The sequence below is a fragment of the Aeromonas sp. DNP9 genome, assembly GCF_001728955.1.
Classification (GTDB): domain Bacteria; phylum Pseudomonadota; class Gammaproteobacteria; order Enterobacterales; family Aeromonadaceae; genus Aeromonas; species Aeromonas veronii.
On the sequence record NZ_LYSQ01000021.1, the window covers coordinates 31,950 to 45,451 of the forward strand.

Genomic DNA, 13,502 nt, shown 5'->3' on the forward strand with positions numbered 1-13,502 from the left:
CTATGGAAATCCGTGAATTTCATTGGCTGATGAACATAGTCCAGAACCTGGACGTAGGCCTGGTAGTGCTCGACAAGGAGTACAAGGTACAGGTGTGGAACGGCTTTATGGAGAGCCACAGCGGCCGACTGGCCAGTGACGTGCGCGATGGCGTACTGTTCGAGCTCTTCCCCGATGTGGACAAAGCCTGGTTCGAGCGCAAGGCCAACATGGTCTTCAAGCTCAATAACCGCGCCTTCAGCACCTGGGAGCAGAAGCCCTATCTGCTGCGTTTCTCCAACTATCGCCCCATTACCGGCTCGGCCCCCCACATGTTCCAGAACCTGACCCTGGTACCACTGGCCGATTTCGGCGGTCAGGTGACCCACATTGCGGTGATGATCTACGATGCCACCGATGAGGCCATGCTGATGAGCGGCCAGCGGCAGGCTTGAGCTTGCAGCAAATAACAGAGGGCGCCGCAGCGCCCTCTGTTATTTCGGTATAAACAGGTCTCGGGATAACCTCTACCTCACCAGCCGTCTCAACGCGCCCCGAGATACTCGGTGAAGGCGTCGATCACCTCTTCAATATCGTCATCGTTGATCTGCAGATGGGTCACCAGCCGCAGCTCGCCGTAACCGGAGAAGAGGATCCCCCGCTCCTTCATAAAGGCCAGCAGAGGGGCGGACTCCCCCTCACGCAGCCGCAGGAACACCATGTTGCTCTGCACCAGCGAGAGGTCGAGCTCAATGCCCGGCAGTGCAGCTAACCCTTCGGCCAGCCGTTTGGCACGGCGGTGATCATCGGCCAGGCGGGTCACATGCTGCTCGAGGGCAAACAGACCGGCTTGCGCCAGAATCCCCGCCTGACGCATGCCGCCCCCCAGCATCTTGCGCAGGCGGCGCGCACGGGTGATGAAGTCATGGCTGCCCACTAGCAGCGAGCCCACCGGTGCCCCCAACCCTTTTGAGAGGCAGATCGAGATGCTGTCAAATGGCGCGGCGATCACCTCGACCGGGGTCTCGCTGGCCACGGCGGCGTTAAAGAGCCGGGCGCCATCGAGATGAAGCTTCAAGCCACGTTCAGCAACAAATGCGCCCATCTCTTGCAGATAGGAGAGCGGCAGCACCTTGCCATTGTGGGTGTTCTCAAGGCAGATCAGACGAGTCTGGACGAAGTGGGCATCATCAGGGGCCAGCGCGGCCTTGATATCATCGAATGCCAGCGTGCCGTCGCGCTGCATCGGCAAGGGTTGCAGGGCCACAGAGCCAAGCACGGCACTCCCCTGCGCTTCATAGCGATAGATGTGAGCGGCGTTGCCGAGGATGGCCCCCTCACCGCGCTGACAGTGGCTCATCACCGCCAGCAGATTGGACATGGTGCCGGACGGCACAAACAGCGCCGCCTGTTTGCCCAGCAATCTGGCCCCAAAGGCCTCCAGCGCGTTGACGCCCGGATCTTCACCATAGACATCGTCACCGACTTCGGCGTGGAGCATGGCCTGACGCATGGCGTCAGTAGGCTGGGTGACGGTGTCACTTCGTAAATCGATATAGCGCATGAGATCCCTCCTGAAACAGGAGAGTGACGTTAGCCATGCGCCCCTCGCTTGGCAAGGGGCGCATGAGCAGAATGTGAAGCCAATAGACGTCCATAGAACCCGCAGGCGGGATTTACCAAGGCAGCGGCTGACCGTTGAGATCCACTAGCTGGCCCGATTGAGTCAACGATAACCCCTTGATGAGATTGAGCAGTTTCACCGCCACCTCGGCAGGGTCCTGCAACTGACCCGCTGGCAACTCGCTCAGAAAGGGGGTGTTCATCGGAGAGTCCATCAAGCCGGGCGCCACCGCCACCACCCCCGCTTGCGGGAAACGCTGCGCCCACTCGAGGGCCAGGGTTTTCACCCCCATGTCGAGGGCCGCCTTGCTCATCCGGTAGCTGTAACGCCCCCCCTCCTGATTGGTGGCAATGGAGCCCGCCAGATCGGAGATGGCACAGAGCCACAGCGGATGGTCATTGCCCATCAACCGACTGAAACGGGCAGCCAGCGCCAGTGTTGGCCAGGCATTGGCCAGCAGGCTGTCGCACAGCCACTTGGGGTGCACCTCTTCGACCCGTCGCTCTGGCATAAAGCTGACATCGTGCAACAGGCCGATGGTGTTGATCACCACAGTGGGAAGCGGATCGGTGTCGTAGAGGGTAAACAGGGCGTCGAACGAGATGGCGTCCACCTCTTGCAGCGGGAAGAAGGCCCCCATCTCGATCCCTTTTGGATAGGTGCGCCCGGCAAGCAGGAAGGACTCCCCCCTTGCCATCAGCTCTCTTGCCAGCGCCGAGCCCAGCGCACCACTTCCGAGGATCAAGTAGCTCATCGCCCATTCCATGGAGAGTTATCTTGCTTAGAGCGTATCAGAATAATCAACCGGCCGTGACACGACCAAAGGGTAATATGCCCCTCATCACGCTTCCCCCAGATGGCGACCAAACTCCCGCGCCAGCGCCAAGTCGAGAAAACCGTCCGCTTTCTTGTGGGTGCGCAAAAACTGGTAATAGGCGAGCAGGGTGACCAGCGCCTCCTCATCGGGCAGCCCCACCCCGGGTTGCTGCTCGCCCAGCAGTAGCTGCGCCGCTGCCAGCGCCTCCCTGTCGACCACTTCCGCCTGACGGTAGAGATAACCGCAGCCGGTTGCCAGCCACTCCAGCGAACAGTTGGCCCCCATGGCGATCTGGTTGGCCCGCGCCAGGCCAGGCTCGGCTCCCTTCAAATATTTGCGGATCAGCGCTTCACTGAGCCCCACCTTGCGGGCAAAGGCGCTCACGCTCATCTCCCCGATCAGGCTCTGCAAGCGCTCGGCAAATCCTTCCATCCAACTCTCTCCCCTACTCTGCAGTCAGAACCAAAGTTCGAATCATGCCACTGCCCATTATTGCTTTGCCAGCCACATGGGGCCAAGATGCCCGCAGTCATCTATGTTGCACATCGTTTTCGCATCGTGTTTTTCAAGGAGTCAACCATGTCTGTATCCCGTGTCGCCCTGCATCCGCAAGGCCCCACCTTCTCTCGCCTCATCATGGGTTACTGGCGCCTGATGGAGTGGCAGCTCTCTCCGGCCGCTCTGCTCGATCTGATGAAATATCATCTGGATCTGGGGGTCACCACCATAGATCACGCCGATATCTATGGTGGCTACCAGTGCGAAGAGGCCTTTGGTCACGCCCTGCGCCTCGAACCTTCCCTGCGCAGCCGGATGGAGATCGTCACCAAGTGCGGTATCGCCCTCACCGCCAAGCCGGAGCATGCTCTCAACCACTACAACACCGGCAAGGACCATATCATCGCCAGCGCCGAGGCCTCGCTGCGCAAGCTCGGCACCGACCATCTGGACCTGCTGCTGATCCACCGCCCGGATCCCCTGATGAATGCCGATGAAGTGGCAGACGCCTTTATCACCCTGAAACAGGCGGGCAAAATCAAGCACGCCGGGGTATCCAACTTCACCGCCCGTCAGTTCGAGCTGCTGCAATCGCGCCTCCCCTTCCCGCTGGTCACCAACCAGCTGGAGATCTCGCCGCTTCATCAGGAAGGGACCCTCGATGGTACCCTGGATCAGTGCCAGCAGCTTGGCATCAAGCCGATGGCCTGGTCATGTCTCGGCGGCGGCCGACTGTTCAGCGATGACGCCTATGCCCCGCTGCGTGCCGAACTGGAGCAGATCCGTCAGGAAGTGGGCGCCCAGACTATCGAGCAGGTGGTCTACGCCTGGGTAATGATGCTGCCAAGCCAGCCGCTGCCATTGATTGGCTCCGGCAAACGGGAGCGGATTGCTGCCGCCGTGGCCGCCGAATCCATCGTCCTCAATCGCCAGCAGTGGTTCCGCATCCGCAAGGCGGCGCTCGGTTACGATGTCCCCTGATCACAGCAAAACGTCCAGAAACAAAAACGGCATGGGGGAAACCCATGCCGTTTTTTTATTGCCGAGGCACCTTAGCGGTGGCGCTGTTGCGGGCGACCACGGGGAGCATCTGTCTTCGGTTTGGCCTGGTTGACGGTGATGGTGCGGCCACCGACTTCTGTGCCATGCAGACCAGCGATGGCCTTTTCGGCATCACCATTGACCGGCATTTCAATAAAACCAAACCCCTTTGACTGGCCGGTATCGCGGTCGATGATGATATCAACCTTGTCGACCTGTCCAAACTGGCTGAACAGGGTTTTCAGTTCGTCGGCCGTCATCCGGTACGACAGATTTCCTACGTAAATCTTCATGCCATCCACTCTCGATTCAAGGTGCCTTCTCTATGCAATTCCCAGCATAACGGTAAGGGCACAACCCCTATGCCGGACCTGCCATGGCTTCATGCCGTGGCCTTCTCCACACTGTCGTCAAGTGATTGATCTCTTGGGTTAACAGTGCAGACAAGATCAATTCGAGTCACTGGCAGTATCTGAGCTTTGCCGGGAATTGTCGAGAAAATAGTCGACTCAGGCCGATTGCAGATCTGACAACCGTTGCGCCAGCATCCGGCGACCGTGCCAGGCCCGTTTAAAGCCGAAGCGATAGACAGACGGGCTCACCAGATGCAGCTCCCCCGCCTTGAGATCCAGCAAGGCCATGGCCGCCGCCAGCTCCTCTTCACTCAGTTGCAGATCGAGGCTGAAGTCGAGCCACTGGCCGTCGTGGCCCACTCGCCGCTCCCGTTCAAGCGCCACCAGCTGGTTGCGGGGCAGCGCCAGCGCCTCATCCTTGTTGCCATTGAGCAGATAGATATGCTGTTCATCCCACCCCAGCTCCGCTAGGCGCCAAGGCTGCCAGCTGCGGGGCAGCGACACCATGATCCCGGTGATGCCACCAAAGACCACGCCCACCCAGTTGAGCAGCGCCATGGCGCCCCAGCCATCCCACAAAGAGGCCGCCACCACGCCCCAACTCACCAGCAACAACAGAAAAATGACGCAGCGATAGCGCACCGCTGGCGGCATCAACAACTGCACCTGCGAACCGGCAAGCAAGGATGTAATACGCATGAAAAGCTCCTGTCATCACGAAATGGCGCCATTGTGAATAGGCATCAGCATGCTGACAAGGGGGTTTTCTTTGTCATCCCCCTATAAAATCAATACCATGGCGTAAATGATTCTCAGTGGAACCCGCTTCTTGACCAGCTCGCAACCCTGTGTGCGCTTTTGTGGCGTCGACAAATTCTATGGCGACTTTCAGGCTCTTCATCACATCGATCTCACCATTGAACGGGGAGAGAAGTGGGTCATCTGTGGCCCGTCAGGCTCGGGAAAATCGACCCTGATCCGCACCATCAACGGGCTGGAGGGGATCGATGGCGGCCAGCTATTCCTGTTTGGCGAGCCGGTAACCCCCGCCTACTTGCGTCGCCTGCAAGGTCGGGTCGGCATGGTGTTTCAGCAGTTCAACCTCTTCCCCCATATGACGGTGCTGGAAAACCTGATGGTGGCGCCGGTGCATACCCTGGGGTTGCGCCCTCAGGAGGCCAAAGCCCGGGCGCTCGGGCTGCTCGAGCGGGTGCGCATTCAGGCACAGGCCGACAAGTACCCCCACCAGCTCTCCGGCGGCCAACAGCAGCGGGTCGCCATCGCCCGCTCCCTCTGCATGCAACCCGAGCTGATGCTGTTTGACGAGCCCACCTCCGCCCTCGACCCCGAGATGATCCGCGAAGTGCTCGATGTGATCCGCGAGCTGGCTGACGAGGGGATGACCCTGATCTGCGTCACTCACGAGATGGGCTTTGCCCGTCAGGTGGCGGATCGGGTGCTCTTTATGGACGAAGGGAAAATCATCGAGTCGGCCCCGCCCGCCCAGCTGTTCAACGCCCCTCGTCACCCGCGTACCCGGGCCTTCCTCGAACAGGTGCTCAGCTATCATGGCTAGGCTCAATCGCTCCCCCCTGCTCGGCTGGTTGTCAGGCACTGTGATGCTCTGTGCGCTACTGGGCTGGGCGCTCTATAGCGGCGCTCGCCAGATGGGCTATGAGTGGCAGTGGCCGCGGGTGTTGCCCTTTCTCGGCGAGTGGGATGAGGGAACCTTTTATGCCGGCCCCCTGCTAAACGGCCTGCTGGTCACTTTGCAGGTGGCGCTGCTCAGTCTGTTGGGCACGATGGCGGTTGGTGTGTGCGTGGTTAGCCTGCGGCTGCTTCCCTCCCGGCTCGGCCCCTGGCTCGCCATCGCCTATCTGGCGCTGGTGCGCACCACGCCCCAGTTGGTGCAGCTCTATATTCTCTATTTCTTGCTGGGCCCCATGCTGGGATTGGCCCCCCTTGCCTGCGCCGTGTTGAGCCTCTCCCTCTATCAGGGGGCCTTCACCGCCGAAGTGCTGCGTGCAGGTGTACAGGCCATTCCCAAAGGACAGTGGGAGGCAGCCCAGTCCCTTGGCTTGTCACGTGCCATCACCCTGCGCAAGGTGATCCTGCCCCAGCTGGTGCGCATCACCTTGCCGCCGCTGACCAACGAGCTGGTCTCCCTTATCAAACATTCGGCGCTGGTGAGTGTGATCGCCATCTTCGATCTGACCAACGAAGGGCGTACTCTGGTTGCCGATACGTTTCTGACCTTTGAGGTGTGGTTTACCGTGGCTGCCCTCTATTTGCTGTTAACCCTGACGCTGTCAGCCTGTTCGCGGGCGCTGGCCCGTCACCTGAATCCGGATCAACAAGGACGCTAACCATGAATCTGTCATTCAAGACAACCCTGTCGGGCGCAGCCCTGCTACTGACAAGCCTGCTCACTCCGGCACTGGCACAAACTGCCCCCTCCGACACCCAGGCGCAGATCGAGCAGAGCGGTACCCTGCGGGTCGGCATGTCCACCTTCGCCCCCTGGGCGATGCGCGACAAGCAGGGGGCCCTGATCGGTTTCGAGATTGACGTGGCCCGTCGCCTCGCCACAGATAACGGCTGGCAGGTAGAGTTCGTGCCTACCGCCTGGGATGGCATCATCCCCTCCCTGTTGGCGAAAAAATATGACGTCATCATCGGCGGCCTCACCATCACCCCCGAGCGGGAGAAGAGCGTGCGCTTCACCCAGGCCTACTCCCATTCGGGGGTGCAGCTGGCCGCCTCCAGCACCCTGGCCAAAGAGAAGAAAACCGTGGCGGACTTCAACCAGCGCGGGGTGATCCTGGCGGTACGTCGTGGTGCCTCACCGGTACAGGTGGCAAAAGAACACTTCCCCAAGGCCACCCTGCGCCAGTTTGATGACGAGTCACAGGTATTTCAGGAGGTGCTGAACGGCCGCGCCCACGGCGCCCTCTCCTCTTCCCCGAAACCCGAGCAAGAGGCGCTGCGCCACCCGGATGCCCTCTTTATGCCGTTTGCCGAGCCGTTGGCACAAGGCGATGAAGGCTTTGCCCTGCGCAAGGGGGATGATGCCCTGGCTGAACAGTTCAACGAGTGGATCGCCGCCCGTCAGGCCGATGGCTGGCTCAAGGCGCGCCATGACTACTGGTTCAAGTCGCTGGCCTGGGAAGCGCAGGTCGCCAACCCCTGATGCTGATTGCTCTAAAAGAGACCATCCGGCGCATCGTCCGTGGGGCATGTCGGAACATCAACTGGCTGGATGGGGCGATCGCCCTGATCCTGCTGCTGGCTGGCCTCTGGCTGGCCAGCCGCTTGCACATCGGGGTGGCCTATCAGTGGCGCTGGCATGAGGCCTTCGATCTGCTGTTCACCCCTGGCCCTCACGGCGAGTTGCCCTACTTTTTCAGCGGTCTGCTCACCACCTTGCGCATCGCCCTGCTCGGCATGGTGCTGGCGCTGCTGCTCGGCACTGCGCTGGGGGTAGCCGCCTTCAGCCGCCGCCCCTGGCTGGTGATGCCCGCGACCCTGTTTATCCAGCTGATCCGCAATCTGCCGCCGCTGGTTTTTATCTTCATCTTCTATTTCTTTATCGCCAACCAGCTGCTGCCTGCGAGCGGCCTCTCTCGCTGGCTCGGCACCGTATCACTCTCCCCGTGGCAAGAGGCGCTGTTTGGCCCACCTGCCCGCTGGGAAAACCTCATCTCAGGCACCCTCTGCGTTGGCATGATCAGCGCAGCCTTCGTCGCCGAGATCGTCCGTGCCGGGCTTGCCGCCATCCCCCGTGGCCAGTGGGAGGCGGCGCAGAGCCTCGGGCTCTCCCCCTGGGTGCGGCTGCGCCATGTGATCCTGCCGCAGGCCATGCTGCTGATGCTCCCCCCCCTCACCGGCCAGCTTATTGCGCTGGTGAAGGATACCGCCATCGTTTCCCTTATCTCGGTGCAGGAGCTCACCTTCGTCGGTACCGAGATGGCCAACTCCAGCGGACTGGTCTACGAGATCTGGCTGCTGGTGGCCGCGGCCTATTTATTTATATGTTTGAGTCTGTTCGTATTGCTGAGCCGACTCGAAGCAAGACAAGGAGCACGCACATGCTGACGTCCCTGTTGCTGGCGACCGTATTGCAAGCGGAAGCCATCGGCGGTTATGCCGCCGGTTGCCTGAAAAACGGCGTATCCCTGCCCCTCGAAGGGCCGGGTTATCAGGTGATCCGCACCAAGCGGCTGCGCTACTACGGCCACCCCGACCTCATCCACTATCTGCAAGCGCTGGCCAACCAGACCCGCATGGCCGGGCTGCCAGATCTCTACATCGCTGATCTGGCGATGGCCCGTGGCGGCCCCTTTACCTCCGGCCATCGCAGCCATCAGACCGGACTTGATGCCGATATCTGGTTTCGCATGGCCAACCGTCCCATCAGCAAATGGGAGCAGGATGCCCCCAAGGAGTGGGCGCTGATCGACGAACCCAGCTACAAGATGTTACCGGGCCGCTTTGGCCCCCAGCAGCTCACCCTGCTGCGGCTTGCGGCCAGCAAACCCGAGGTGGCCCGCATCTTCGTCAATCCGGTGATCAAATCCGCGGTCTGCCAACAGGCTGGTAACGAACCTTGGGTCGCCAAGCTGCGCCCCTGGGTGGGCCACTTCAGCCACTTCCACGTACGGCTGCGCTGCCCGGCAGGCAGCCCCGATTGCGAACCACAGGCTCCCATTCCGCCCGGCAATGGCTGCGGGGAAGAGCTGGCCTCCTGGCTCGAAGACAAGCCCCAGTTGCCCAAGGTCTCCGGCATCAACAAGCGACCTGAGCTACCTGCGCGTTGTGGCAACTGACCCCAAGCTGGTATGGTGATGCACTCTTGGTCGTACACCATCCATGGCGCACTATCGACTCGAAATACCAAAGGAGAACAACAAGATGGCCACCTCACTCTGGCGCAGAACCACGCAGAGCCTGTTGACCCTGCCCCTGCTGCTCGGCCTGACCGGCTGCGGCATGAACAACATTCCGACCCTGGATGAGCAGGTCAAGGCGAGCTGGGGGCAGGTTGAGAACCAGTATCAGCGCCGTGCTGATCTCATTCCCAATCTGGTGGCCACCGTCAAGGGCTACGCCAGCCATGAGCAGGAGACCCTAAAGGCGGTCACCGATGCCCGTGCCCGGGTCGGCAGCGTACAGGTGAGCGATCCTGCCCAGCTCAAGGAGTTTGAAGCGGCGCAGAACCAGCTCTCAAGCGCCCTCTCCCGCCTGATGGTGGTGGTAGAGCGCTACCCCGAGCTGAAAGCGGATCAGCAGTTCCTTGCCCTGCAGGCACAGCTGGAAGGAACCGAGAACCGCATCTCGGTGGCTCGCCGCGACTATATCGAGGCAGTACGCCAGTTCAATACCGAGATCCGCACCTTCCCCGGCGTCATCTGGTCCAAGTTGCTCTACTCGGATCTGGAAGCCAAACCCAGTTTCAGTGCCAAACCCGGTGCCGATGAGGCGCCCAAGGTCAGCTTCCAATGAAGATGATGCTGCGTGCACTGCTCCCTTTTCTGCTGCTCTGGATGGCGGCGCTGCAGGCCGCGCCGAATTTTCCGGCCTTGAGCGGACGGGTGGTGGACGAGGAGGCGCTGATGTCCCGCAAACAGGCCCATCAACTGACCCAACAGCTGGCCGCCTTTGAAAAACGCAGCGGTATCCAGCTGGTGGTGGTCTCCGTCGACAGCCTCGATGGGGAGACTATCGAGGAGTACGGCTACCAGCTCGGTCGCCACTGGGGGATCGGCCAGAAGGGCAAGAACAACGGCGTGCTGTTGCTGATCGCCCAGGGTGAGCGCAAGGTGCGGATCGAGGTGGGATACGGGCTGGAAGGCGCCCTGCCCGACGCCATCGCCGCCAACATCATTCATGGTCGCATTCTGCCCGCCTTCAAGCGTGGCGATATGGTGGCCGGGATCATGGCGGGCAGCCAGAGCATCATGAAGGCACTCGCCGGAGAATATCAGCCGGTCGAGCAGCCAAAGAGTGACAACGGTGGCGGCCCCTGGCTGTTTATTCTGGTGGTGATTGTGATGATCGTGCTCCACAACCTGCGCGGGGGTGGCGGCGGTGGTCCGGGAGGACGACGTCGGTCGGCCTACATGGCCGGTGGATTGGGTGCCGGCTCCTTTGGTGGTCGCTCTGGCGGCGGATTCAGCGGTGGCGGCGGCAGTTTTGGCGGTGGCGGAGCCTCCGGTGGCTGGTAACAGGAGTAAAGAGACAAATCATGATTTCTAAACAGTTCTTCCACACGCTTCAGGCCAAGGTGCGCGAAGCGGAGCTAGAGACTGATGCTGAACTGGTCACCGTGCTGGCCCCGGCCAGCGATGGCTATCGCTACATTCCCACCCTCTGGGCGGCGCTGCTGGCCATGCTCACCCCGCTGCTGGTGTTCCAGCTCGGCTTCTGGCTCGGCTGGTACGAGATCCTGCTGGTGCAGTGGTCGGTCTGGCTGCTGCTGAGCCTGCTGTTCCACTGGACCCCCATCAAGATGCGGCTCATCCCGAAGAAGGTTCGCCAACACCGGGCGGCCCTGATGGCTCGCCTGCAATTTGTCGAGCAGGGGCTGCACCGCACCCGCGACCGGCTTGGGGTGCTGATCTTCGTCTCTGCCGCCGAACACTATGTAGAAATACTGGTGGATGACGGCATCGCCCAGCATATCGACAACGGCCAGTGGCAGGAGATCATCGACGACTTCGTGGCGCGCGTGCGCAACAAGGAGATTGAACAGGGGTTTCTGGAGTGCGTGGAGCGCGTTAGCGCCATTCTGACCGACGCCTTCCCGGCCACCCGGGATCAAAACGAGCTGCCGGACAGTCTGATCATCCTCGACAAGCCCTGATCCGGTTTAAAAAACCGGCATTCTGCACAAGGGTTAGGCATTCGGAAAAGATTATGAAAAATAAGGGGAAAAGAGGTTGACCCACACAGCCCTTTCCCCTAAATTACGCCCCGTTCCAGCGTAACAGCGCAGCGAACAAAAATTTGGTGAGGTGTCCGAGTGGCTGAAGGAGCACGCCTGGAAAGTGTGTATACGGCAACGTATCGAGGGTTCGAATCCCTCCCTCACCGCCAAATTTAAAAAAACCGACCTCAGGGTCGGTTTTTTTGTTTTCCGGCAAACGCAAACACCTATACCGACAAGCGAGCCAGAGCCTCGCAGCGGCGGATCATCCACGCTCTCACCCCAGACTGCAAAGCACTGATGGAACATCACAGCGTTTCGTATTTTCAGCTCCCGCCCCCTGCCTTGCTTTGTGATTGCCCCACCCGACAAGCGTTCCCTCCTGTCACAACTGGGGAAACCTGGTGATTGCAAGACCATCTCATGACCGTAACACGCCTTCTTTTATGGACGTTACCCAGCGCCTATTAATTGCTCAGCGATTGGATTTCATCCTGAAAAACTGATACTTAAGTAGCTACACTAGCCATTATCAACATGCAGGGACGTGTAAAAGATGAGCTTGATTGGCTTGGTACTGGCGTTGATCGCCATACTTGGCGGCAACATGATCGAGGGTGGTCATCCCAGTGCACTGCTCGATCTGCCCGCATTTCTTATCGTGATAGGTGGCACCATAGGTGCTGCGCTGACCCAGTTCCCTTTCTCCGTCGTCGGCAGCACCATGAGGCGTTTCAAATGGCTGCTCTCTCCCCTCAAACTCGACCTGCTGGAACAGGCCCAGTTGCTGGAGACCCTGGCAGGCAACGCCCGCCGCAGCGGTATGCTGGCGCTGGAAGGGATGATCGAGGAGATCAAGGATCCCTTCCTGAAGAAAGGGGTGCAGATGATGGTCGATGGCTACGAGAAGGCCAAAATCCACGAGGTGCTGGAGAACGAGATCGAGTTCGAGCAGGAAGATCTCGAACAGACGGTCAAATTCTATGAAGCCATGGGCGGCTACTGCCCGACCATGGGGATCGTCGGCGCGGTGTTTGGCCTGATCCATGCCATGGGTCTGCTAGATGCCCCCGACAAGCTGGGCGGCGCCATCGCGGTGGCCTTTATCGCTACCATCTACGGGGTATCCGCAGCCAACCTGATCTTCTTGCCGTTCGGCAACCGCTACAAAGGGTTTGCCCACCAGATCCGCCACTACAAGGAGATGACCCTGACCGGCATTCTCTGCATCGTTGATGGCGAATCCCAAGCGCGCCTGCAAGTTACCCTCGAACCTTATCTGGGAGGTCACGGTGGCCAAAAAGAAAAAGGCTGAAGCACCGGAGAACCACGAACGCTGGCTGGTCTCCTATGCCGACTTCATGACCCTGCTGTTCGCCCTGTTTGTGGTGCTCTACTCCTTTGCCATGGCCAAGCAGTCCGAAACCCGGGTGCTTATCCAGGGCTTTATCGAGTCGCTGGGTAAAATCGGCCTCATCTCCCCGCCTGCCGGCTCACCTTTGATGCAGGGGGGCACAGGGATTCTCGAGCCAGAATCAAAAACTACGCCGAGCAGCCCGAAAGAGGAGACTGTGCTGGAGAAAGATGCCCCCATGGCGGCATCGGACCCCTTCAACGAGACCATAGGTGCCTCGGAAAAACCGAGCGCCACCGAAGCTTGGCCCCACAAGACCAAGGAGCAGGAGTGGGTGCAGGTGACCAAGCAGAAACTGGAGCAGCAGCTAAAGGCCCAGATCGAATCGAAGGATCTGGAGGTCGAGCAGCTTGGCAGCCAGTTGGTGATACGCATCGGCGAGAAGGCGCTGTTTCCCGCCGATTCGGCGTTCCTGCAGCCCCAGTTCATCCCGCTGGTCAACAAGATCGCCGGCATTCTGGCCAACATTCCGGGGCAGGTAGTGGTCACCGGTCATACCGACAACTCCCAAGCGCCGGTGGAGCTCTATCGCAATAACTGGGAGCTCTCGGTGCTGCGGGCCTCTTCCATCGTGCAGACCATGCTGACCAACCCCCAGCTGGATGCCAGACGAGTCATCGCTCAGGGTGTGGCCGACACCCAACCCCGCTTTGCCAATGACACCCCCGAACATCGCCAAGCGAACCGCCGGGTCGATATCACCCTCTCCCAAGGAAAGGCCGCAGAAGAGTCGCTGCAACTGCTCAAGCCCTGATCCCCCCGCTCCCGCTTCGCGCGGGAGCCTCTTTTTAAAAACAAATAACTCAATAATATCAACACCATAAGATCTTAATGATAATGATTGCCATTTA

17 protein-coding genes and 1 tRNA gene are annotated in these 13,502 nt (G+C 60.2%); 13 read left to right on the top strand and 5 right to left on the bottom strand.

What is annotated here, in order from left to right; genetic code table 11:
* Positions 1-2: 2 nt before the first annotated feature.
* A complete protein-coding gene (locus tag A9G06_RS15045; RefSeq protein ID WP_042081919.1) occupies positions 3-434 on the top strand; it encodes a PAS domain-containing protein in 432 nt (143 codons plus the stop codon).
* 89 nt (positions 435-523) lie between these two features.
* On the opposite strand, the gene ltaE is transcribed toward A9G06_RS15045, so the two are convergent.
* The 3 genes from ltaE to A9G06_RS15060 all read right to left on the bottom strand — a co-directional run bounded on the left by ltaE (position 524) and on the right by A9G06_RS15060 (position 2,852).
* Positions 524-1,543 carry a low-specificity L-threonine aldolase gene (gene ltaE / locus A9G06_RS15050; RefSeq protein WP_069555745.1) on the bottom strand — a complete coding sequence of 340 codons (1,020 nt, stop codon included), beginning with the start codon at positions 1,541-1,543 and terminating at the stop codon, positions 524-526.
* A gap of 112 nt (positions 1,544-1,655) precedes the next feature.
* A complete protein-coding gene (locus tag A9G06_RS15055; RefSeq protein ID WP_069555746.1) occupies positions 1,656-2,357 on the bottom strand; it encodes an SDR family oxidoreductase in 702 nt (233 codons plus the stop codon).
* Between the two features lie 87 nt (positions 2,358-2,444).
* Complete coding sequence (locus tag A9G06_RS15060) at positions 2,445-2,852, bottom strand: helix-turn-helix transcriptional regulator (protein WP_005351138.1); 408 nt, start codon at positions 2,850-2,852, stop codon at positions 2,445-2,447.
* A 147-nt stretch (positions 2,853-2,999) separates the two neighbouring features.
* On the opposite strand from A9G06_RS15060, the gene A9G06_RS15065 reads away from it, so the two are divergent.
* Positions 3,000-3,899, top strand: coding sequence for an aldo/keto reductase family oxidoreductase (locus A9G06_RS15065; RefSeq protein ID WP_069555747.1), 900 nt, complete (start codon positions 3,000-3,002; stop codon positions 3,897-3,899).
* 71 nt (positions 3,900-3,970) lie between these two features.
* On the opposite strand, the gene A9G06_RS15070 is transcribed toward A9G06_RS15065, so the two are convergent.
* Positions 3,971-4,252 (bottom strand): RNA-binding protein, encoded by a 282-nt coding sequence (locus A9G06_RS15070; RefSeq protein ID WP_005337180.1) that lies wholly within the window; start codon positions 4,250-4,252, stop codon positions 3,971-3,973.
* A gap of 216 nt (positions 4,253-4,468) precedes the next feature.
* Positions 4,469-5,011 carry a hypothetical protein gene (locus A9G06_RS15075; protein ID WP_058057416.1) on the bottom strand — a complete coding sequence of 181 codons (543 nt, stop codon included), beginning with the start codon at positions 5,009-5,011 and terminating at the stop codon, positions 4,469-4,471.
* A gap of 106 nt (positions 5,012-5,117) precedes the next feature.
* On the opposite strand from A9G06_RS15075, the gene A9G06_RS15080 reads away from it, so the two are divergent.
* The 11 genes from A9G06_RS15080 to A9G06_RS15130 all read left to right on the top strand — a co-directional run bounded on the left by A9G06_RS15080 (position 5,118) and on the right by A9G06_RS15130 (position 13,405).
* On the top strand, positions 5,118-5,888 hold the full coding sequence (locus tag A9G06_RS15080; RefSeq protein WP_069555748.1) for an amino acid ABC transporter ATP-binding protein: 771 nt from the start codon (positions 5,118-5,120) through the stop codon (positions 5,886-5,888).
* Complete coding sequence (locus A9G06_RS15085) at positions 5,881-6,678, top strand: amino acid ABC transporter permease (RefSeq protein ID WP_069555749.1); 798 nt, start codon at positions 5,881-5,883, stop codon at positions 6,676-6,678. The genes A9G06_RS15080 and A9G06_RS15085 overlap by 8 nt, the downstream gene beginning before the upstream one ends.
* 2 nt (positions 6,679-6,680) lie before the next feature.
* A complete protein-coding gene (locus tag A9G06_RS15090; protein ID WP_069555750.1) occupies positions 6,681-7,502 on the top strand; it encodes a transporter substrate-binding domain-containing protein in 822 nt (273 codons plus the stop codon).
* Positions 7,502-8,407: an amino acid ABC transporter permease gene (locus tag A9G06_RS15095; protein WP_069555751.1), complete on the top strand. Its 906-nt coding sequence runs from the start codon at positions 7,502-7,504 to the stop codon at positions 8,405-8,407. The genes A9G06_RS15090 and A9G06_RS15095 overlap by 1 nt, the downstream gene beginning before the upstream one ends.
* Positions 8,401-9,138 (top strand): penicillin-insensitive murein endopeptidase, encoded by a 738-nt coding sequence (gene mepA / locus A9G06_RS15100; protein WP_069555752.1) that lies wholly within the window; start codon positions 8,401-8,403, stop codon positions 9,136-9,138. The genes A9G06_RS15095 and mepA overlap by 7 nt, the downstream gene beginning before the upstream one ends.
* 85 nt (positions 9,139-9,223) lie before the next feature.
* Entirely contained in the window at positions 9,224-9,814 is a 591-nt protein-coding gene (locus A9G06_RS15105) for a LemA family protein (RefSeq protein WP_069555753.1), read from the top strand.
* Positions 9,811-10,536 (top strand): YgcG family protein, encoded by a 726-nt coding sequence (locus A9G06_RS15110; protein ID WP_069555754.1) that lies wholly within the window; start codon positions 9,811-9,813, stop codon positions 10,534-10,536. Before A9G06_RS15105 ends, A9G06_RS15110 begins: the two co-directional genes overlap by 4 nt.
* A 20-nt stretch (positions 10,537-10,556) precedes the next feature.
* Positions 10,557-11,174 (top strand): TPM domain-containing protein, encoded by a 618-nt coding sequence (locus A9G06_RS15115; RefSeq protein ID WP_005337196.1) that lies wholly within the window; start codon positions 10,557-10,559, stop codon positions 11,172-11,174.
* 145 nt (positions 11,175-11,319) lie between these two features.
* Positions 11,320-11,407 (top strand) — tRNA-Ser (locus A9G06_RS15120).
* Between the two features lie 386 nt (positions 11,408-11,793).
* Complete coding sequence (locus A9G06_RS15125) at positions 11,794-12,552, top strand: flagellar motor protein (protein WP_005351127.1); 759 nt, start codon at positions 11,794-11,796, stop codon at positions 12,550-12,552.
* Positions 12,530-13,405, top strand: coding sequence for a flagellar motor protein MotB (locus tag A9G06_RS15130; protein WP_101529948.1), 876 nt, complete (start codon positions 12,530-12,532; stop codon positions 13,403-13,405). The genes A9G06_RS15125 and A9G06_RS15130 overlap by 23 nt, the downstream gene beginning before the upstream one ends.
* Positions 13,406-13,502: the final 97 nt, after the last annotated feature.